The 19,338-nt window shown below is 56.6% G+C and carries 20 protein-coding genes; 13 read left to right on the forward strand and 7 right to left on the reverse strand.

All coding sequences use genetic code 11. The features are described 5' to 3' along the window. From FHK92_RS03085 to FHK92_RS03115, 7 genes are all read left to right on the forward strand, one after another. Positions 1-206: hypothetical protein (locus FHK92_RS03085; protein WP_219915945.1), on the forward strand; the 206-nt coding region annotated here is incomplete at its 5' end. A gap of 486 nt (positions 207-692) precedes the next feature. Beyond that, on the forward strand, positions 693-836 hold the full coding sequence (locus FHK92_RS03090) for a hypothetical protein (RefSeq protein ID WP_181286772.1): 144 nt from the start codon (positions 693-695) through the stop codon (positions 834-836). A gap of 78 nt (positions 837-914) precedes the next feature. Continuing rightward, positions 915-1,775, forward strand: coding sequence for an McbB family protein (locus tag FHK92_RS03095; protein WP_181286773.1), 861 nt, complete (start codon positions 915-917; stop codon positions 1,773-1,775). Position 1,776: 1 nt separating this feature from the next. Further along, positions 1,777-2,568 carry a SagB/ThcOx family dehydrogenase gene (locus FHK92_RS03100; RefSeq protein ID WP_181286774.1) on the forward strand — a complete coding sequence of 264 codons (792 nt, stop codon included), beginning with the start codon at positions 1,777-1,779 and terminating at the stop codon, positions 2,566-2,568. Then, positions 2,568-3,773 (forward strand): YcaO-like family protein, encoded by a 1,206-nt coding sequence (locus FHK92_RS03105; RefSeq protein WP_181286775.1) that lies wholly within the window; start codon positions 2,568-2,570, stop codon positions 3,771-3,773. The genes FHK92_RS03100 and FHK92_RS03105 overlap by 1 nt, the downstream gene beginning before the upstream one ends. 11 nt (positions 3,774-3,784) lie before the next feature. Beyond that, positions 3,785-4,516 (forward strand): ABC transporter permease, encoded by a 732-nt coding sequence (locus FHK92_RS03110; RefSeq protein WP_181286776.1) that lies wholly within the window; start codon positions 3,785-3,787, stop codon positions 4,514-4,516. Beyond that, positions 4,516-5,241, forward strand: coding sequence for an ATP-binding cassette domain-containing protein (locus FHK92_RS03115; RefSeq protein ID WP_181286777.1), 726 nt, complete (start codon positions 4,516-4,518; stop codon positions 5,239-5,241). The genes FHK92_RS03110 and FHK92_RS03115 overlap by 1 nt, the downstream gene beginning before the upstream one ends. 17 nt (positions 5,242-5,258) lie before the next feature. Here FHK92_RS03115 and FHK92_RS03120 read toward each other — a convergent pair whose 3' ends face one another. Beyond that, the gene (locus tag FHK92_RS03120) at positions 5,259-5,759 is read right to left on the reverse strand and encodes an MgtC/SapB family protein (protein ID WP_181286778.1); all 501 of its coding nucleotides are present in this window, start codon (positions 5,757-5,759) and stop codon (positions 5,259-5,261) included. A 131-nt stretch (positions 5,760-5,890) separates the two neighbouring features. On the opposite strand from FHK92_RS03120, the gene FHK92_RS03125 reads away from it, so the two are divergent. The 3 genes from FHK92_RS03125 (at position 5,891) to mapR (ending at position 9,765) form a co-directional block, all read left to right on the forward strand. After that, a complete protein-coding gene (locus FHK92_RS03125; protein ID WP_039589213.1) occupies positions 5,891-6,127 on the forward strand; it encodes a DUF3203 family protein in 237 nt (78 codons plus the stop codon). Positions 6,128-6,774: 647 nt separating this feature from the next. Continuing rightward, positions 6,775-8,187 (forward strand): cytochrome c oxidase accessory protein CcoG, encoded by a 1,413-nt coding sequence (gene ccoG / locus FHK92_RS03130; RefSeq protein ID WP_181286779.1) that lies wholly within the window; start codon positions 6,775-6,777, stop codon positions 8,185-8,187. A 168-nt stretch (positions 8,188-8,355) separates the two neighbouring features. Then, positions 8,356-9,765: a GntR family transcriptional regulator MpaR gene (mapR, locus tag FHK92_RS03135; protein WP_181286780.1), complete on the forward strand. Its 1,410-nt coding sequence runs from the start codon at positions 8,356-8,358 to the stop codon at positions 9,763-9,765. 114 nt (positions 9,766-9,879) lie between these two features. On the opposite strand, the gene FHK92_RS03140 is transcribed toward mapR, so the two are convergent. Then, entirely contained in the window at positions 9,880-10,626 is a 747-nt protein-coding gene (locus FHK92_RS03140; RefSeq protein WP_181286781.1) for an SDR family oxidoreductase, read from the reverse strand. Positions 10,627-10,724: 98 nt separating this feature from the next. Then, positions 10,725-11,603 carry a Dyp-type peroxidase gene (locus FHK92_RS03145; protein ID WP_181286782.1) on the reverse strand — a complete coding sequence of 293 codons (879 nt, stop codon included), beginning with the start codon at positions 11,601-11,603 and terminating at the stop codon, positions 10,725-10,727. Positions 11,604-11,829: 226 nt separating this feature from the next. Here FHK92_RS03145 and ampC point away from each other — a divergent pair, with 226 nt between their 5' ends. Further along, positions 11,830-12,978: a class C beta-lactamase gene (gene ampC, locus FHK92_RS03150; protein ID WP_181286783.1), complete on the forward strand. Its 1,149-nt coding sequence runs from the start codon at positions 11,830-11,832 to the stop codon at positions 12,976-12,978. Between the two features lie 62 nt (positions 12,979-13,040). Here the strand turns inward: ampC and FHK92_RS03155 are convergent, their stop codons facing one another. The 4 genes from FHK92_RS03155 to FHK92_RS03170 all read right to left on the reverse strand — a co-directional run bounded on the left by FHK92_RS03155 (position 13,041) and on the right by FHK92_RS03170 (position 16,796). Further along, on the reverse strand, positions 13,041-13,589 hold the full coding sequence (locus tag FHK92_RS03155) for a DUF4174 domain-containing protein (protein ID WP_181286784.1): 549 nt from the start codon (positions 13,587-13,589) through the stop codon (positions 13,041-13,043). Between the two features lie 136 nt (positions 13,590-13,725). Continuing rightward, positions 13,726-15,084 (reverse strand): erythromycin esterase family protein, encoded by a 1,359-nt coding sequence (locus FHK92_RS03160; RefSeq protein WP_181286785.1) that lies wholly within the window; start codon positions 15,082-15,084, stop codon positions 13,726-13,728. A 69-nt stretch (positions 15,085-15,153) separates the two neighbouring features. Then, a complete protein-coding gene (locus FHK92_RS03165; protein WP_181286786.1) occupies positions 15,154-15,939 on the reverse strand; it encodes a sulfite exporter TauE/SafE family protein in 786 nt (261 codons plus the stop codon). A gap of 107 nt (positions 15,940-16,046) precedes the next feature. Then, positions 16,047-16,796, reverse strand: coding sequence for a hypothetical protein (locus FHK92_RS03170; protein ID WP_181286787.1), 750 nt, complete (start codon positions 16,794-16,796; stop codon positions 16,047-16,049). A gap of 299 nt (positions 16,797-17,095) precedes the next feature. Here FHK92_RS03170 and FHK92_RS03175 point away from each other — a divergent pair, with 299 nt between their 5' ends. Both FHK92_RS03175 and FHK92_RS03180 read left to right on the forward strand, forming a co-directional pair. Then, positions 17,096-18,244 (forward strand): aldose epimerase family protein, encoded by a 1,149-nt coding sequence (locus FHK92_RS03175; RefSeq protein ID WP_181286788.1) that lies wholly within the window; start codon positions 17,096-17,098, stop codon positions 18,242-18,244. Between the two features lie 172 nt (positions 18,245-18,416). Beyond that, positions 18,417-19,238 (forward strand): aldo/keto reductase, encoded by an 822-nt coding sequence (locus FHK92_RS03180; protein ID WP_181286789.1) that lies wholly within the window; start codon positions 18,417-18,419, stop codon positions 19,236-19,238. Positions 19,239-19,338: the final 100 nt, after the last annotated feature.

The following is a 19,338-nucleotide window of genomic DNA, read 5'->3' on the forward strand; positions in this document are numbered from 1 at the left end:
AAGCACGACTCAAGCCACTTGCGTCCCGGAGGCCCGACCCGATGAACATTCCCATCCCGGCCGAAACACCCGATCCGAACATCGACGACCCCAACCTGCCGCCACCCAGCCCCGATCCTGAGCCGATTCCGGAAAAAGACCCGCCACTGGATCCTCAGCCGCCCCATGGCGATCCACCGAGCGAGGCGCCGCCGGAGCGGGTTTGATTTTAAGGATAGATGCGGAACCGGGCGGTGAACCGAGCCTAGCTCCACAGTTTGCCGCCAGAACTTAGTAACAGAACATTACTGGCATGGGAAATAACCGGTAAGAACCGTCCTATATCTATAAACATCCTTTTTATTGAACCTAACTATTCCGTCACCAGCTAACCAGCTGTTTGGCCTCTATTTTTTATTATTTATAAGAAAAAAACGATTGATCAACCGCGCCCTCCCCATCCCGCTATACCTACATTCTTTTGACAGACATTTCCTAGGACTGTGAGAGATAATTCTTGCGAACAAAAATCAAGCTCTTGCGCTGTCACACATATAGCTCTACATATGAACTGTCACGAAAAAACGTGGCGCACTACTTATGGAGAACCAAAATGAAAACAAGCTTAAGAAACCCGCTAGGCCAACTTATCTTCAACTTCGACAACAACTTTAAATCGGGAACAAATCCTGAAGTTGCCGGAGGCTCAGGGGGTGCGGGAGGTTGTGGTGGAAGTGGCGGGTGTGGTGGTGGCGGTGGATGTAGTGGCGGCAGCGGTGGTGGTAATGGAGGCTGTGGCGGAGCTGGCGGCACTGGCGGCGGCGGCACGGGTGGTTCAAGAGGGATGTGAGATTTAAAAAACAAGCGCACTCTTTAAAATATTATTAAGAGGAAAAGGTTCCTTCCATTACGTGGAGGAACCTTGAGGACAGAAAATGCAGCTGACCTTCATAGACTATAACCTGCTTCGCCTTCAAAACAACACCTTACTGATATCCGACTGCGGCGCCACAAAAATAACCTCAAAAAGATTACACGCAGCCTTAATCGAACTCAAAGCCACAGGAAAAAAATCAATAGACACTGACGAACTTAATCAGATATTCACAAACAACAAACTACCAACAAAAAACACCAAGCACTTCTTAGAAAGCGTTATAAACCTAAAAGCCGCACCAGACAATCCATACTACGAAAAAACAATAATTCTTCACGACTGGCCAGTAAAGGGTGAGCTGGAGGCAATAGCCAGTCAAGAGCTAAACGCCGAGCACGCGTTTTTCTACAACGACAATGCATTAATCGAGGAATCAAAAAACGGCGCTAAATTCATCAAAATTATTAACATGCAATATGATTACTCGAGAATCAAAAATTTATACTTCAAGCTGCTTCGCCTAGCTCCAGCCAGTGCAATCTCCGTAAGTTATCTGACTGGCAAGATATTTCATGTTGGGCAACCCTATATAAATGAGCTGGGCAATCCATGTCATTTCTGCATTATCGACCGTCAATTAAATTACGAACAACGTAACCCTTCACGTAACAGCTGGACCGCGTTAATGAGATTCTGCCACGATCAAAATATCGCGTCTCCTTCCCAGCAGCTTAACTTACTGCAGCGAAACCTAGCTGCAGGCGCCATCTTACGTAAAATCAGCCTCCACACGGAGTACGACGTAGGCCGACGTTTCCAAGACAATGCCGTCAGTACGACCTCTGTCGATTTGGACACCGGGACCCTTACCGAAGAAATTGTCTCACATTGGCACTCTTGCGATTGCTTGAGGACCTGACATGAAAAATATCCCTCATGATTACTATTTAAAGTTCAACCATGCGGAGGTCGTCGACGAGGTATTAAACTTCCACACCAAGGGCAACTTTATTATTCATGACTCCGTAAAAAACATCGCACAGCTTCACCATTTATCAGTTCAGGACCTCCGCAACCTAACCGGCAATGAACTTCAACTTTATCCAGATTTAGACATCACACTTAACGATATAGAGATTGGCTCTTTCGACGAGACCAGCCCACTCCACAGAAACCCTTCCTGTAATTACTTCAAAGATGCTGCCACGCCTTTTGACAAAGTGCTAGAGCTCTTGAGCCCTCTTACTAGTAGAAACTCGACCGCCCACAACCGCGGATACCCTAGTGCTGGGGCGCTCTACCCCGTGGAGGTATTTTGTTGTTCATTAAACACTCAAAACGACTGGCCAAGCGGGGACAAAATATTACACCTACTTCCAAATTCGAAAAAATTTGAGGTAGTGCAAAATAACTTCGACACGGACAAGCTAAAAAAATCAATATTGCCGCTAGCGCAAGGAATTGGAACTCCCAGCCTAGCAATAATTTACGTGATATACATGCCAAAAATTCTATTTAAGTACCGTTACAGGGGATACAGACTGGCAATGATGGAAGCCGGATCAATGTACATGCTGGTCGACTTACACAGTAAAAAATTAGACCTTAAAAGCCGACAGTGGTCAGGCTTCTCAGACAACATGCTGTGTAAATCCATCGGTCTGAACCCAACGCTATTTTATCCCGCTTGCGTCCATCTCATAGGTAAATAATGAATATTAACAATGACAGCCAGAATCCAACCTACCCTACGAAACTTTGGTACCAACCACCCTGCATTTTCGACTTTCCTTTTAGTGTCGAAGTCAGTGACGACTGGCTAACTGTCGGCTCAGGAATCGGTGGCGCATCCGCCGCTTTAACAACCGCAATCGGCGAATACTTTGAACGACGCCACTTCTATCTTGAAGTAAATTCCAATACCACCATGACACTTGAAAGAGCTGTGGGCACCGTTGAAGCCAGAAAATTTATTAAGGCATTTGGTCAAACTCGCACCAAAAGAAACACCACGCCGGCCTTATCGAACCATGTTTTCAACATGAGCGATGCTATTCGAATTTCTGACTGCTCCGCATGTAAAATTCCTACAATCTGCATTTCGCTAAGTTACTACGGCAATGATAGAGACAATGACATCTACCCTAGCCGCGATACCTGCGGTTGCAGTTTTCACAGCAACTATGAAAGCGCGCTTCTTGGCGCAGTGAAGGAGACACTTGAACGCCAGTTTCTCCTTCGATTCTGGCTAACAAAAAAATACCGAAGAATACTAAACCCCCTTGAAGTAATAGCAGAGACCAAGAACAGCACTTCACTCAAGCTATACAATATATTATTAGCACGAGGAGAACTATCTCTAATCGACATCTCCGACGACAGCTTCCCTGGCGCATGCATTATCAGCATTTACGGAAACAGCAACCCGAATAAAAATGTCAGGTACTGCACAGGTATGTCGTACGCAGAAACGAAGGCGCAGGCGATAGAGAAATCCCTCTATGAGTTATGGCAAACGTTCAGATACATGCATCTGCTTGCTGAACTCAACATAGGTATCGATCATATACACGACTCCTATCTACGACATTTCATGCAATGCAACAATTATCAAACCTTTACAGAGATAACCTCCTCGGGCTCAGTCTGGAAAGCGCAAAGCGCACAAATAAATCCTCATCCCTTTAATCTTAGCGGCCTACTGCAAACCCTAGCCGACCAAAACATAGAAGGTTACCTCTACACAGCCCCCATCCAAATAGAAAACCGTTCATATATAGGTTGCAAATTCATATCCCCCTCATTATTTATGCACATGGACAATTCAAAAAATATAAACATTAGCAACAATTACTCTTCAAGATTCTCTGACATTATCGATCCATCCCGAAAAGAAAAAATGGTTCCATTCCCTTAGGAGATAACGCCATGCACATCCGGACACTTATACTTTCTCAACTTTTCGTCAAAGAACAACTAAAAGAACCTATAGCGTTTTTTTGGATCATGGTATCGCCCTGCGCGCTCTTCTATTTGCTCGCTGCAACAAGACAGGATCTTAATTACTTCACGGGCGACTACACCCTTACGACCAGCTGGTTTTATGCTTATATTTCCTCCAGTGTTGCGCTGTTCGGATTCTCTTTTTATATAGTGGGCCGAAGGGAAAGCGGATTTATTAGATCCTTCATTTACTCAGCACAAGCTAAAAGCCTATTCCTTCGATCACACCTGCTAGCCTACTCCCTTATCTCGATCCTTTACTGTACAGTATTTTATCTCATTACACGCCCAGCCTTTGGCGATTATGAGTTCTATGAGCTCATAATCATCGTCACACGATTCTATTTATCTTTCATGTTATTTTGCGTGATAGGCCTGCTACTCACATTACTCCCTATTGATTTCCAGAACTCAAACACCACCTTCTCTATACTCTCTTTCTGCATGTTGGTTCTGGGAATGATGGGAGCGAACGACACCGATAAAATTACTAGCATTATGAATATCGGCAACCCTTTAGCACTTGCCTATCGCATAATGACTGAGGGCGGGCTGCGCAATCCATACAGCTCGTTACTGATTATTTTGGCTTTCGGGCTCTCCTACAAACTCACAAAAAACCACCTTAGAATCAATCCAGTATGGAGTCGCTATTAATGAGCTATTTAGTCATCGACAACATCGAGCTTTCCTATGACGAAAAACTTATTCTATCCAAGGCACACCTGGAAATACAACGAGGTTCAATCGTCGGCTTACTTGGCCCAAACGGATCCGGAAAAACCAGCCTCTTTGATATAATCTGCAAATTAAAAAAAATAAAACACGGCACCATAGAGAATACATTCAAAAAAACCTTATACCTTTCACAAATAATCACTACACCTCCTGCACTCCGCATGCGCGATATTTTTAAAATGGTAACAACCCTCTCATCCGATCACCCTATCAGCCAAACAAAAGCGCTGGAAAGACTATCTAGATGGAGCCCCGAAATTGTTAATCGCTATAAAGAAATATGGAATAAAAAGTCCTCTCTATGCAGCTATGGAGAGACTCGCTGGTTTTTCGCCCTTACGTTGCTGTGCATTCCATCCGATCTTGTAATCCTGGATGAGCCCACCGCTGGCGTCGATCCAGAATTCCGGCACTATATTTGGAGATGTCTTCGGGGCGCGGTCAGGGAGGGAACCACAATATTAGTTTCATCTCACCAAGTAGAGGAAATTGTAAATAATTGCGACCTTTTTTACATGATAAGCCAGCGTCGGTTCCAACGTTTTGATAACGGCGCCGCGTTCATGAACAGATATAATACCGAAACACTAGATGATGCATTCATCCAGGCCGCCACGGATTTTGACTATTCAGAGCACTCATGAATTTTAACTGACTGATGTCAAGCTTTATCCTCCTTCTCCAACGCCCGGACAATCACCGGCATCACACTGAAAATCCCCAGCGCCAGCACCGTGCTGAGCACCGCCGTCGCCTCCCGACCGAGCCCGGCGGCGACGCCGATGGCAGCGGTCATCCACAGGCCGGCAGCGGTGGTCAGTCCCTTTACGTGGCTCATATCGCCATCGGTATTCTTCAAGATGGTGCCGGCGCCGAGGAAACCGATGCCGGCCACCACGCCCTGTATCACCCGACTCATCGCGTCAGCCTGTGACCCGGACATCTGCGGCACCAGCACGAACAGCGCGGCGCCCAGCGCCACCAGCATATGGGTACGCACACCGGCGGCCTTGCCCTTGTGCTCACGCTCGAACCCCAGGATGCCCCCCAACAGTGCAGCCATCACCAGGCGCACCGTCACCCGGGTCATTTGCTGGGCGTCGGTGATGTCGGCGAATTCCGCTTGCAGAGTCACCCAGACTTCATGCCACCACGCTTCCATGTAACGTCCTCTCTTCGCTCGATAAACGATGGACCGCGAGCGATGCGAGACGTGCGACCGCTGATCAGCCGCGAAGAACCCTGCGGATCGAGTGGCGCCTAACGTTCAGGCATACAGGAAGGAGCATTACCATGACCGTACGTATCGACGACAACCGGACCTGTCATTTCGACACGCCCAACGGCTCGGAACAACGCCCGGCCAGCGAGCTGACCATCATCACCGACCCGGACAAGGCCATGTCGGCCGTGGAGCTCAATGGCGGGCGGGTTTATCTGACTGAAGCGGAGGTCGATGCCCTGACCGTGGCTGGCGCGGTTGATGGGCGGCAGAATTTGAAGGCGACGGATGGGGGGTCGGTTATCTGACTGAGGCTGTTGCTAGGTTTAGGATTGGTGTGTATATCCGTTTCTTCGGTAACGGCTACTGATGGTTCCGCTCTTATAGCGGGTCACTTTCGAAAAGCCCGGAAGCCGGCCCAGTCGAAAGTAACCGAAGGGCCCTTGCCCCACCACTCGGTGCCTCGCCAAGGCTCGGCATGCCTTCACTCCGGCCTTCGGGCCGACCTGGTGTCTGGTGTATCGCATATCTCCTGTGGGAGTGAGCTTGCTCGCGAAGGCGGTGTGTCAGTTTGCGGTGATGTTTGTGTACTGGCCTCATCGCGAGCAAGCTCGCTCCCACAGGGTTTTGCGGCGTATGTGCATTGGATGGCTGGCGAAAATCCAATGTAGGAGTGGGCTTGCTCGCGAAAGCGGTGGTTCAGCTAAATAGATCCCGGCTGATGCCCCGCTCTTGCTCTTGCCCCCCGGTGTAAGAGCGGAACCGCCAGCCGCCGTGACCGCAGAAACGGATATACACGCCATCCCAAGCACAAAGCCCCAAGTGCTTCAAAGTGTCGCAGAACAAGGCCTCCGCACCATCTGATCCGGTTTTTATCAAGCCACCTGAGTCTGTTATGCAATCAGTTCGATGGTCATAGTGCCCCGGCCAGATAGCGGCTGATGAGCGACCGACCATGAGCGACAGAATCCCCGTCCAGTTGATTCAGACCTTCGACCCCACACCCACAAAGATAAAATCCAGGACCACCGACAACCTGATCCACACCCGCAGCTTCACCGGTTTGTTCCGCACCTTGCGCATCAGCGGTGCGGGCGTCCTGTTCCTGCTGTTCTTCGGCACGGTGTGGCTGAACTGGGGTGATCGCCAAGCGGTACTCTGGGACCTTTCCGAAAGCAAATTCCACATTTTTGGCGCGACCTTCTGGCCCCAGGATTTCATCCTGCTGTCGGCGCTACTGATCATCGCCGCGTTCGGCCTGTTTGCGATCACCGTGTTCGCCGGGCGCGTGTGGTGCGGCTACACCTGCCCGCAGAGCTCGTGGACCTGGATCTTCATGTGGGTCGAAAAAATCACCGAAGGTGAACGCAACCAGCGAATCAAGCTGCAGGCCGCGCCGTGGGGCTTGGACAAACTATTGCGGCGCTCGGCCAAGCACACGTTGTGGCTCGTCATCAGCCTGCTCACCGGCCTGACATTCGTGGGCTATTTCACGCCGATCCGTCCGCTGGCCGAGGAACTGCTGACCCTGCAAATCGGCGGCGTCAGCCTGTTCTGGGTGCTGTTTTTCACCGGGGCCACCTACCTCAATGCCGGCTGGTTGCGTGAAGCGGTGTGCATGCACATGTGCCCTTATGCGCGATTCCAGAGCGTGATGTTCGACAAGGACACCTTGACCATCTCCTACGACGTAGCCCGTGGCGAAATTCGCGGGCCGCGCAAACGCGAGGTGAATCCCGCCGAAATTGGCCTGGGTGACTGCATCGATTGCCAGATGTGCGTGCAAGTCTGCCCCACCGGCATCGATATCCGCGATGGCTTGCAAATGGAGTGCATCGGTTGTGCGGCATGCATCGACGCCTGCGACTCGATCATGGACAAGATGGGCTACGCCCGCGGCTTGATCAAATACACCTCCGAACGCCAGTTGCAAGGCGGCAAGACTCACCTTTTGCGGCCACGCCTGATTGGCTATACCGCCGTGCTGCTGGTGATGATCGGTGCGCTGGCCGTGGCGCTGGTGCAGCGGCCCATGGTGTCGCTGGACGTGAGCAAGGACCGTGGCCTGTTCCGTGAAAACAGCCAAGGCCAGATCGAGAATATCTACAGCCTGAAGATCATCAACAAGACCCAGCAACGCCAGGCCTATCAATTATCCCTGGTGGACGCTGACGGCTTCGTCCTGCAGGGCAAGACGCAACTGAGCCTGGCGCCGGGAGAAATCATCGACGTGCCGGTATCGGTGGCGATGCTCAGCGAACGGCCCCGGAGTGGTTCCCAGGAAATGACCTTCAAGGTTGCCGACAGTGACGAGCCTGATATCTACAGCGAAGCAAAAAGCCGTTTTGTCGCACCGATGAATCGGTGAACCCGTAAGATGCCGGGCACCCTGTGGAGCGAGCTTGCTCGCGATTGGCGGTGGTACATCCAATATGAATGCAAACTGAACCACCGCTATCGCGAGCAAGCTCGCTCCCACAGTTAAGTGCCACAAATAGTTAAGTGCCGCAAATGTCACTCAAGACTGGGCCCCGCCATGAAACGCTACGAAAAATTCGCCGATGACATCGCTGAACTGATCCGCTCCGGCATGCTCGGGCCCGGCCAGCGCGTGCCGTCGGTGCGCTTCGCCAGCCAGACTTACGGCGTCAGCCCATCCACCGTATTCCAGGCCTATTACCTGCTCGAGCGACGCGGCATGATCCGGGCGCGGCCGCGTTCCGGTTACTTCGTCAACAATCATGCGCCGAGCCCGTTCTGCGAACCGGTCATAAGCACCCAGGTGCATGAATCCACCGAAGTCGACGTCAGCGAACTGGTGTTCTCGGTGCTCGACTCGATCAAGGATCCCGCCACCGTGCCATTCGGCTCGGCCTTCCCCAGCCCCACGCTGTTTCCGTTGCAACGACTGTCCCGTTCGCTGGCCAGCGCCACCCGGGACATGGACCCGCGCATGGTGGTCACCGACATGTCACCGGGCAATCCGCAACTGCGCCGGCAGATTGCCTTGCGCTACATGGTCGGCGGGCTGATGTTGCCCATGGAGGAATTGCTGGTCACCAACGGCGCCCTGGAAGCCTTGAATCTGTGCCTGCAAGCCGTGACCGAGCCGGGCGACCTGGTGGCGATCGAAGCCCCGGCGTTCTACGCCAGCCTGCAAGTGCTGGAGCGGCTGAAACTCAAGGCCGTGGAAATTCCCGTGCATCCACGTGACGGCATCGACCTCGACGTGCTGGAGCAGACGCTGGCGCGCCATCCGATCAAGGCGTGCTGGTGCATGACCAGCTTCCAGAACCCCATGGGCGCGACCATGCCCGAAGCCCGGAAACAGGCACTGGTCGAGTTGTTGCGCCGACACCAGGTGCCGTTGATCGAGGACGACGTCTATGCCGAACTCTATTACGGCCAACAGGCACCCAAACCGGCCAAGGCGTTCGATACCGAAGGACTGGTGATGCATTGCGGTTCGTTCGCCAAGAGCCTGGCCCCGGGTTATCGCATTGGCTGGGTCGCCGCCGGGCGTTACGCCCAGAAGATTGAACGACTCAAGCTCATGACGTCCCTGTGCGCCTCGATGCCGGCCCAGGCGGCCATTGCCGATTACTTGCAACACGGTGGCTACGACCGACACCTGCGCAAGTTGCGCTATGCCCTGGAAGAACAGCAAAGCGCGATGCTCGCGGCCATCGGCCGTTACTTCCCGGCCCAGACCCGCGTCAGCCAGCCGGCGGGCGGCTACTTCCTCTGGCTGGAGTTGCCGGAACAGATCGACTCGCTGAAGTTGTTCCAGATGGCGCTGGCCCAAGGCATCAGCATCGCCCCCGGGCCGATCTTTTCACCGACCCGGCGCTTCAGGAATTGCATTCGGCTGAACTATGGCGGGCCTTGGACCGAGGTCTCGGAGAAGGCCATGGAGACGTTGGGGCGGATTATTCGGTCGTTCTAATATTTGGTTTGCCAGCACTACCGTCATCGCGAGCAAGCTCGCTCCCACATTTGGAACGCAATCCCTGTGGGAGCGAGCTTGCTCGCGATGAGGCCAGGGCAGACCGCCCAGTTCTCAGCGCCCACCCCCAAGGTCGACAAACGTCCCGGTCGCATACGACGCCTTGTCCGACAGCAGCCAGATAATCGCTTCGGCCACTTCATCGGGACGTCCGCCCCGGGCCATGGGAATCGCCGACTCCAGCTTGCTGACCCGGTCCGGATCGCCGCTCAGAGCATGGAAATCGGTGTAGATGTAGCCTGGGCGTACCGCGTTGACGCGAATGCCTTCGCCGGCCACTTCCTTGGACAGACCCACGGTGAAAGTATCCAGCGCGCCTTTCGAGGCCGCGTAGTCGACATACTCCGCCGGCGCGCCCAGGCGGGCAGCCATCGACGAGACGTTGACGATGCTGCCACCCTGCCCGCCATGCCGGGGCGACATGCGCAGCACCGCATGCTTGGCACACAGGATCGGGCCCAGCACGTTGGTTTTGAGGATTTTCAGGATGCGGAATTCGGACATTTCATCGAGGCGGGACTTTTGGGCGACCGTACCGGCGTTATTCACCAGGGCGGTGACACGCCCCAATTCGGCGTCAACACGGTTGAACAGGCCGACCACTTCATCCTCGATGCTCACATCGGCCCGCACCGCGATGGCTTGCGCGCCCTTGGCCCGGACCTGTTCAAGGACATCCTGGGCAGCGTTTTCATCGGATTGGTAATTGATGCAGATCCGATAGCCCAGGTCGGCCGCCAACAGCGCCGTAGCCGCCCCGATCCCGCGCCCGCCACCGGTGATGACGATGACTTTATCCACGCTTGCTCTCCCGTTCCACGCAAACACGTCGGGCCCAAGAATAGCGTTGACCCGACGATTTGCACAACGCGGCCCGCTTACCGGGGCGGCGCTGCTCCCTAGCGGGCCAGTGCGCGCAGGTCCAGGCGCCCGTCCAGCAGCGGTGGGCACCAGTAATAACCACCGGTGATCGGTCGGCTCATGCGGTACAAGCCATCGGTGATGCCGTCCTCGAGGCCGCTCATGCGGCGCAGTTGCGCCTCGAACGCATCCAGGGAGAAGCCGAACGCCAGGAACATCAGGCCAGCACGATCACCTTCGATCCACGGCATGGAACGGCGCACGACGAAGGCCTCCGGGGCAAAGCTCTCCTGGGCGGTGCGCTTGACGTGGGCCGACTCCGGCGCCTCTTCGATTTCCTCGTTGTCGCTCAGGCGCCGACCCATGATGTTGTCGCGCTCGTGGGGTTGCATCGCGGCAAACCCGTCCAGATCGTGTTGCCATTGCTGGATCGCGGCGAAGCTGCCGCCGCGCAATCCATCGGTGCCCTGGGCCAGGGCGGCGGCGACCGCCGCTTCATCGTGGGGGTTTTCGGTGCCATCTTCGTAGCCGGTCAGGTCATGGCCGGTCATGTGGCGGAAGGTCTCGTTCATCTGCACCAGGCGCAGGGCCGGTGCCAGCGCCGCTTCAAGGGCGCGACTGCGGTGCATCAACTCGCCCCGGTCCTCGCCGTGCAACCAGCACCACAGTGAATGCTGGGTCGACGGGTTATCCACGCCGGCCCCGGCCAACGCAGGAAACGCCCGCAAGCCTTCAACCTGGGCGCCCAAGGCCTGCACCAGCGACTCACCGAAACCGACGACCGCGCGGCCATCCAATTGCAGCAACAACTTATCGATCGCAGCCGGCAGCGCCTCGACCGATTCCAGGGCAAAAAACAAATGACGAGCCTGAGGCGGAACAGGGGTGGCGAGAATGCCGGGCTGGTAGTAACTCATGTGAACTCCTTCAGAAAGAGCCGCGAGTTTACCCGGCGACTGCCGCTTTGTGTGGTTTGGCTTGAGGTCCGGTCGCTTCTGGCCATCAGTCGTTTTATAGGAATGTTCCCACCGCTCTGCCGGACGGCTCGCAAACGCACCTCGGTCCGATGGCTTCGGATTGCCGGGCAGCCAAAAACGCCCTAGATTGACCGCCCCTCAAGGAAGGCAACGAGAGCGCTTTACGATGCATATTGCCAAATCGATACTCGCCGGGAGCTTTTTCCTGATCCTCGGAACTTCCCCTGGCTTCGCCCAGGAGCGTATTGAAGACACGGTCAACGGCGTTATCCAGCCGCTGATGAAACAACAGGACATCGCGGGCATGGCGGTGGCGATCACCCGCAATGGCCAACGCCAGTTTTTCAATTATGGCGTGGCCTCCAAGGACACGAAAAAGCCTGTCACCGACCAGACCCTGTTCGAAATCGGCTCGATCAGCAAGACCTTCACCGCAACGCTCGGCGCCTACGCCCAGGCCCGGGGCAAGCTGCAATTGTCAGACCCCGCCGGCCGCTACGCCCCCGAACTGAACGGAGCAGCGCTGGCAAACACCCGCCTGCTGGATCTCGCGACCTACACGGCGGGCGGCCTACCTTTGCAGTTTCCCGACGATGCAGACTATCCCGAGCGGATGTTCGGTTACTACGCTTCCTGGAAACCGCTCTACCCGGCCGGCACCCAACGGCTCTATTCCAACCCGAGCATCGGCCTGTTTGGCCATCTGGCGGCCCGCGCACTGGGTCAACCTTTTGATGATCTGATGGAAAAGACGCTGATGCCGGGGCTGGGCCTCAAGCACAGTTACGTACGGGTGCCGCAGGAGCAATCGAGCCGATACGCCCAGGGATATGCAAAGGATGGCAAGCCCGTGCGAGTCGGACCTGGCGCCTTGGATTCCGAGGCGTATGGGGTGAAGACCAGCTCAGCGGACCTGATTCGTTTCGTCGAGGCCAACCTGCGGCCCGAAAAGCTGGACGAGGTTTTGAAACAAGCGATCACCACGACCCACACAGGTTTCTACAAGGTCGGTGGAATGAATCAGGGACTCGGCTGGGAGTTCTACCTTGCGCCATTCACCGTGAATGACCTGCTCGCCGGCAACACGCCGCAAATGGCCCTGACCCCACAAAAGACCGAACCGCTCACCCCGCCGCAGCCAGCCCCGGGCGGCGCCTGGATCAACAAGACCGGGTCTACCAATGGTTTCGGCGCGTATGCGGCGTTCGTATCGGGAAAGGACCTGGGGATCGTGATGTTGGCGAACAAAAACTACCCGATTGAAGAGCGGGTGAAGGCCGCACACAAAATCCTGATGGCATTGGAACAGCAATGAGGTCCGCTTTTTGTGGCGAGGGAGCAAGCTCCCTCGCCACGGAACCTCGGTGCTGTTGGAGTTCAATCATCCAATGGCTGCGGCGCTGCCGCCGGCTTGGCCGCCTTGCCCGGCTTGGCACCTTTCGTATCCTTGGTCGGTGCCGGTTCTGGTGCGGGTGGCGGAGTTGGCGCTGCCGCTTCTTTTTCAGCGGCGGGCAGTTTGTCGACCGTGTCGAACAGCTCCTTCAGCTCGATCGCGCCTGAATGCTCAAGCTTCTTCTCCCCGTCCTTGCCCACCAGGATGATCTTGGTCTGCGCACCGGCTCCCAGCTTGAGGGAGCGGATCAGCGCCATGGTGCTTTGCGGGTCGAGGTCTTTGCCATCCCGTTGGCCGATGGTGTTGAGCACGGTGTAGAGCACCATGTTGCGCTCGGAGAAGCCCTGCTTGCCCGCCGGTTCATCCAGGGCTTTTTTCAAGCTGACCCAGGCGGGGTCGACGGTGCTGGGCGCGATGACGATCAAGGGGCGGGTCTTGCCCACCTCCGCCACCAGGGGTGAGTCGCCATCGGCGGCGAACAGGGGCCCAACGAAGGCCAGCAAGGTAGCGAAGGTCAACGACCGAATAAGCATGCGCCTCTCCTTTTGATATTTACGCTGTACTGATTGCACATGGCGGCGATTGTTCCGCGAGAGTCGCCCGTTACCACATAGGCCTGCCTTGAAGCTTAGGCCAGCGGCCCCATAGCGCAACCGCGATACAGCGCGTTCAGAGGCCGAACGGGAACGTGTCCTCTTCATGCTCCTGCGTGTGCGGCGTTGGCAACGGCGTGACCGCTTCGGTCTGCTCGAACCAGAGCCAGGCGTCGAACTGCTCGGCCAGTACCGCTTCGAAATAATGGCTCTGGCGTTCGGTTTCAGGTCGGTAGATCACGCCGATGGCGCGTTCGAGCAACGGCTCGGACAACGCGTCCAGCAGCGCTTCGTCAGGTGCCGTTCGCCAGTCGGTCAGCGATGCGCGCACGCCTGCTTGCAAAAATTCCCGCTCCCAACTGCCGACCAACGCCGGAACCACTTGCTTGATTTTCATCGGCGCGTCCCAGTCATCAGCGGCCGCCACGCTGCCACGGTCAGTGCCCATGCCCAGCAGCACCGCGTCGCGGCCATACGCCATGCGACACAGCTGTCCAATATTGAACTCGCCTTCCCAGCCCATGCGTGTCGCGGCGGCATTGCCGATGTGGGAGTTATGCGCCCAGACCACCGCTTTCGCCTCGGGCCCGCGATGTTCCAGCAGGCTTTGCAAGGTGTCGAACATATGCCGGTCCCGCTGGTTCCAGGAGGACTTGCCGCCGCGATACATGGCGCGGTAGTACTGCTCGGCGGCGCGCACCACCCGGGCGTTCTGGATGGCGCTGAAAAAACCTTCGTCATCCTTGATCAGCGGATCGAGACGCTCGGCAAGCAAGGTGTTGAGCTGCTCGACCACCGCATCCTCGCAGGTCGCCAGGTTGCCGCGTTCGGTGAAGTGACCATACAGCGCCGGGTCGTCGTGCCAGGGTGTCAGGCAGCCATAACGGTGCCGGGCATCACGGGCCAAGTGAGGATATGACTGGTCGAGGTAGCCGAGCACCTCATCGATGGAGTGCCGCAGGCTGTAGACATCCAGGCCGCGAAATTCCACGCGCCGGGCGTCAGGCTGAGCGAGGTTGTAATCGCGCAGCCAGCGGACGAAGGACTGCACCTCCGTGTTGCGCCACATCCAGCTCGGAAACCGTGCGAAGGCCTGTTGTTTCCAGGCCGAGGGCCCGAGGTGGCGAACACAGCGGTCGATTTGCCCGGCGTCGGGCCAGTCGGCTTCGACGGCGATAATGCCGAAGCCGTGGTGCTGGATCAGGTGCCGGGTAATGGCGGCACGGGTGCGATAGAAGTCGTGGGTGCCATGGCTCGCTTCACCGATCAACACGACCTTGGCATCGGCGAAGCGATCGAACATCTCGCCAAACGCCGGGCTGTCCTCGGCCGGCAGTGGTTCGGCGTGGTGACGCAGGATATCGGCGATGTCGGTGCGCGGTTCGGCGCGACGACGGCGCAGGCGTTGCAGCAGATCTCTGGCTGGGCTGTTCATGGATCGTGGCCTCATCAGTACCTGGTTTACAGGTATGACTCCGGCTAGGCATCCATGACTCCGAGCAAATCAGAAGGCCAGTTTGAAGCCGATCATCGCCAGCATCACCGCCAGGCAAGGGCGCAGGAGTTCATCGGAAATACGTCCCGACAAATGGCTGCCCAAGTAGATGCCCGGCAACGAACCGATCAGCAGGAAGCCCAGGATGTGCCAGTCCATGTTGCCCATGCTCGCATGGCCCAGGCCCGCCACCAGGGTCAGCGGCACGGCATGGGCGATTTCGGTTCCCACCAGGCGCTTGGTGGCCAGGAACGGATAAAGGATGAACAACGCGACAGTGCCCAGGGCGCCAGCGCCGATGGAGGTCAAGGCGACCATCGTGCCCAGCACCAGGCCGGTAATGACCGTCAGTACGTTGAGCCGCGAGCCGCTGGGGTTGTAGTGACCGCCGGCGCGGTCGTGGGCGAATTGCAGAAGGCGTTTCTTGAACAGAATCGCGAGGGCAGTGGCAAACAGCACGAAGCCGAGGGCTTGCTTGATGACCGCGTTCATGGCGTCAGGCGAGCTGTGCAGGCTGTTGAGAAACCACAGCGTCAGCCCCACCGCCGGCACGCTGCCCAAAGTCAGCCAACCAGTGACGGCCCAATCGATATTGCGATTTTTCGCATGGACCAGCACGCCGCCGGATTTGGTAATGGCCGCGTACAGCAGGTCCGTACCCACCGCCGTTGCGGGGTTGATACCGAACCATAAAAGAATGGGGGTCATCAGCGATCCGCCCCCGACACCGGTCATTCCGACGATGAAACCGACCACCAGGCCCGCTACGACTAAACCGACATTACCGAAATCCATCAACCCGTCTCAGCGCAACCGCATGAAAAATCTGGCCGCGAGCATAGCGATTTTTCTTATAACTCCCTATATCGATGTGATCTATGTTTATTCCTTTTTTGCGATCGTTACTGGACCGGCAGGAAATTGAGGAACAACAGGCTCTGGGCGTAGTTCAACCCGATGCGCCGGTAACGCTCATCGAGCATCTGCGTCAGCAGGTCGAGGCGCGCGACGATCTTGCCGAACTCGACAGCGAAACTCAGGTTGCTGCCCTCCTCCGAAATCTCATTGGAAAACAGCATCGGCGTGCCGTCCTTGTTCTGTCGCTGACCGAGCAGCCACGTGGCTTTCTCGATATTGCGCGCGGCGTTGCTGACGAAGCGCGGATCGATGGTGTCGGTCATGTAGAACTCGAGGCGGTTGCCATGGGCCGTCACCAGCATGCTGCCAATGGCATAGATGAACGCGCCGACACGATCGCCAAGAAATTCCGGGCTCATGGCATAGCTCAGGGCGGCCAGGTCTTTTTTGTTGCCCAAGGCCGGCAAGGGCTGCTGCTGTTCGATGGCTTGGCGAACCTGCTTCACGGCCGTGCGGGCGTCGAGAAAGCCTGACTTGCGCAACTCTTCGGGGTTACGCAGGTAAAGCTTGTGCATGAGCAAATAAAGACTTTGCAGGTTGTCATGCATCGAGAGCGTGGCCATGCGGTCGACGCTGGTCTGCAAAAACTCTTGGGGCCTGGCGTTGCTGAACTGCGTGACCATGTCCTGGCCTTGCTGGTGGCTGCACCCGCCGCAAAGCAGCAGTAACAGCCCCGCCAACAGCAAGCCGCAGCGACATGGCGACCTCATTACGGGATTTAAAACACCGGCCATCGAATCTCGGTCTGGACATGGGGAAAGCGGTCGGGGTTGCCGCTTTCTGGCCATGGATAGAGCGGCAAAAACCATAAAAGTGCGGCGACCCACGCAGACGCTCACGCCTTGGCAAGCTTCGCCTCGATCAATTAGTCTTACTTTTTAATTGATAAATCCCGATTTATAGCTATAAATCCCTTCTCTACCCTCAAATAGAAAGACTACTGAACAGAAAAACCTTCATCGCTGTCCGACCAAGTAACGGACTCGACCACGTTAAAAACAACAACAAAACAACAGGAAAGGAAGGTCACACCATGCTGGAATCCAGACATCTGCTCACGGCCCTCGGAGTTTCTCTGATGATTGCCACCTCTTCCCAGGCCGCCGGCCTGACCAATGAACGCGCTGCCTTCGGCAAGACTAATGACGGCACGCCCGTTGAAAAATACGTGCTGCGCAACAGCAACGGCATGGAGGCTACCGTCATCACCTATGGCGGGATTCTCCAGTCGCTGATCGTGCCGGACAAAAACGGCATGACCGACGACATCGTGCTCGGCTTCGACGACGTGCAGGGCTACCAGAAGAACGGCACCGTGTACTTCGGCGCCACCATTGGCCGCTTCGGCAATCGCCTGGCAGGCGGCGCGTTCGAGCTGGACGGCAAGCGCTACCAGGTGCCGCAGAACGACAAGGACAATTCCTTGCACGGCGGACCGCAAGGCTTCGACAAGCGGGTCTGGAAAGCCGAACCTCACAATGGCAAGGATTCGGTCGGCGTGACCCTGACGTATGTGTCGGCGGACGGTGAGATGGGCTTTCCCGGCAACCTGAAAACCGATGTCACCTACAGCCTCAACGACCAGAACGAGCTGCGCATCGACTACACCGCCACCACCGACAAACCGACCGTGCTGAACCTGACCAACCACAGCTATTTCAACCTGGCAGGTGCCGGCAACGGCGACATTCTCAAGCAAGTCGCGACCCTGCACGCGTCCCGCTACACGCCGGTGACCGCCAAGCTCATTCCCACCGGCGAACTCGCGCCCGTGGCCGGTACGCCGATGGATTTCACCAAGCCAACCGCGATCGGCACCCATATCAAGGCCGACCATCAGCAGTTGAAGTTCGCCGAGCCGAAACAGGGCGGTTTCGATTTCAACTGGGTGCTCGATGCCAAGGGTGATGTGGGCAAGCTCGCCGCCGACGTCCAGGATCCGAAGTCCGGGCGGCGCCTGCAGCTCTTTACCACCGAACCCGGCGTGCAGTTCTACACCAGCAACTTCCTCGACGGCACGGTCAAGGGCAAGCAAGGCAAGGTCTATCCGCACTGGGGCGCGTTCACTCTGGAGACCCAGCACTTCCCCGACTCGCCGAACCAGCCGGACTTCCCTACCACGCGACTGAATCCGGGCCAGACCTACACCCAGGCCATGGTCCTGAAGTTCTCGGCGGAGTAATCCCATCGACCAGGCGTTCCCACACTACGCGTGGGAACGCCTCCTGTGACGCTCTGCGTCATGCTTTCGGGACGCAGCGCCTCCCCGGCTGCTTTCCAGCACGAATCAAACCTGAACACCTGGTCTATCCTGCTGCCACAGACTTTATCGTCCCGTACAACAGGAGATGTGAATGAAAACTCTGGAATTGGCCGGCGTATCCGTACCGGTGATCGGCCAGGGCACTTGGCGACTGGGTGAAGAACCGTCCCATCACAAGAAAGAAGTGGCGGCCCTGCGCCTGGGCATCGAGCTGGGCATGACCCTCATCGACACCGCGGAAATGTATGCCGAGGGCGGCGCCGAAAAAATCGTCGGCGAAGCGATTACCGGGCTGCGCGACCAAGTGTTCCTGGTAAGCAAGGTCTACCCCCACAACGCCAGCCGAAAAGGTATCCCGCTCGCCTGCGAACGCAGCCTGCGGCGGCTCGACACCGACTACATCGACCTCTATCTGCTGCACTGGCGCGGCCAATACCCGTTGGAAGAAACCGTCGAAGCATTTGAGCGGCTGCGCGAAGAAGGCAAGATCGGTCGCTGGGGTGTGTCCAACTTTGACGTCGACGATATGGAGGAGCTGGCCGCGCCGGCCTGCGCCACCAACCAGGTGCTGTACAACTTGCAAGAACGCGGCATCGAATTCGACCTGCTCCCCTGGAGCCAACGGCAACGCATGCCGATCATGGCGTACTGCCCGGTTGGCCAGGGCGGACATTTGCTCAAGGATCACACCGTGCAGCAGATCGCCGAGCGCCACCGCGCAACGCCGGCACAGATTGCCCTGGCCTGGCTGTTGCGCCAGGACAACGTCATTGCCATTCCCAAGGCCGTGCAGCCTGAACATGTGCGCCAGAATGCCGAAGCGGCGCAACTGCGGCTTGAGCCTCAGGATCTGGCGGCGCTGGATCTGGTGTTTCCGCAGCCTCAGGGGAAGCAGCGGTTGGCGATGGTTTAGCCTGGGGAATCGAAGGTTCTGTGGCGAGGGAGCTTGCTCCCGCTGGGGTGCGAAGCAGCCCTCGCTTTTAGGCGGCTGCTGCGCAACCGAACGGGAGCAA

It is taken from the genome of Pseudomonas brassicacearum subsp. neoaurantiaca, assembly GCF_013608025.1.
In the GTDB taxonomy this organism is placed as follows: domain Bacteria; phylum Pseudomonadota; class Gammaproteobacteria; order Pseudomonadales; family Pseudomonadaceae; genus Aquipseudomonas.

Excerpts from the sequence above, each read along its gene's own strand:
- FHK92_RS03110 (WP_181286776.1), top strand. The coding sequence starts at position 3,785 with ATGCACATCCGGACACTTATACTTTCTCAACTTTTCGTCAAAGAACAA.
- FHK92_RS03120 (WP_181286778.1), bottom strand. The coding sequence starts at position 5,759 with ATGGAAGCGTGGTGGCATGAAGTCTGGGTGACTCTGCAAGCGGAATTC.
- FHK92_RS03175 (WP_181286788.1), top strand. The coding sequence starts at position 17,096 with ATGCTGGAATCCAGACATCTGCTCACGGCCCTCGGAGTTTCTCTGATG.
- ampC (WP_181286783.1), top strand. The coding sequence starts at position 11,830 with ATGCATATTGCCAAATCGATACTCGCCGGGAGCTTTTTCCTGATCCTC.
- FHK92_RS03180 (WP_181286789.1), top strand. The coding sequence starts at position 18,417 with ATGAAAACTCTGGAATTGGCCGGCGTATCCGTACCGGTGATCGGCCAG.
- FHK92_RS03170 (WP_181286787.1), bottom strand. The coding sequence starts at position 16,796 with ATGGCCGGTGTTTTAAATCCCGTAATGAGGTCGCCATGTCGCTGCGGC.
- FHK92_RS03165 (WP_181286786.1), bottom strand. The coding sequence starts at position 15,939 with ATGGATTTCGGTAATGTCGGTTTAGTCGTAGCGGGCCTGGTGGTCGGT.
- FHK92_RS03160 (WP_181286785.1), bottom strand. The coding sequence starts at position 15,084 with ATGAACAGCCCAGCCAGAGATCTGCTGCAACGCCTGCGCCGTCGTCGC.
- FHK92_RS03095 (WP_181286773.1), top strand. The coding sequence starts at position 915 with ATGCAGCTGACCTTCATAGACTATAACCTGCTTCGCCTTCAAAACAAC.
- FHK92_RS03125 (WP_039589213.1), top strand. The coding sequence starts at position 5,891 with ATGACCGTACGTATCGACGACAACCGGACCTGTCATTTCGACACGCCC.
- FHK92_RS03115 (WP_181286777.1), top strand. The coding sequence starts at position 4,516 with ATGAGCTATTTAGTCATCGACAACATCGAGCTTTCCTATGACGAAAAA.
- FHK92_RS03100 (WP_181286774.1), top strand. The coding sequence starts at position 1,777 with ATGAAAAATATCCCTCATGATTACTATTTAAAGTTCAACCATGCGGAG.
- FHK92_RS03145 (WP_181286782.1), bottom strand. The coding sequence starts at position 11,603 with ATGAGTTACTACCAGCCCGGCATTCTCGCCACCCCTGTTCCGCCTCAG.
- FHK92_RS03155 (WP_181286784.1), bottom strand. The coding sequence starts at position 13,589 with ATGCTTATTCGGTCGTTGACCTTCGCTACCTTGCTGGCCTTCGTTGGG.
- ccoG (WP_181286779.1), top strand. The coding sequence starts at position 6,775 with ATGAGCGACAGAATCCCCGTCCAGTTGATTCAGACCTTCGACCCCACA.
- FHK92_RS03105 (WP_181286775.1), top strand. The coding sequence starts at position 2,568 with ATGAATATTAACAATGACAGCCAGAATCCAACCTACCCTACGAAACTT.
- mapR (WP_181286780.1), top strand. The coding sequence starts at position 8,356 with ATGAAACGCTACGAAAAATTCGCCGATGACATCGCTGAACTGATCCGC.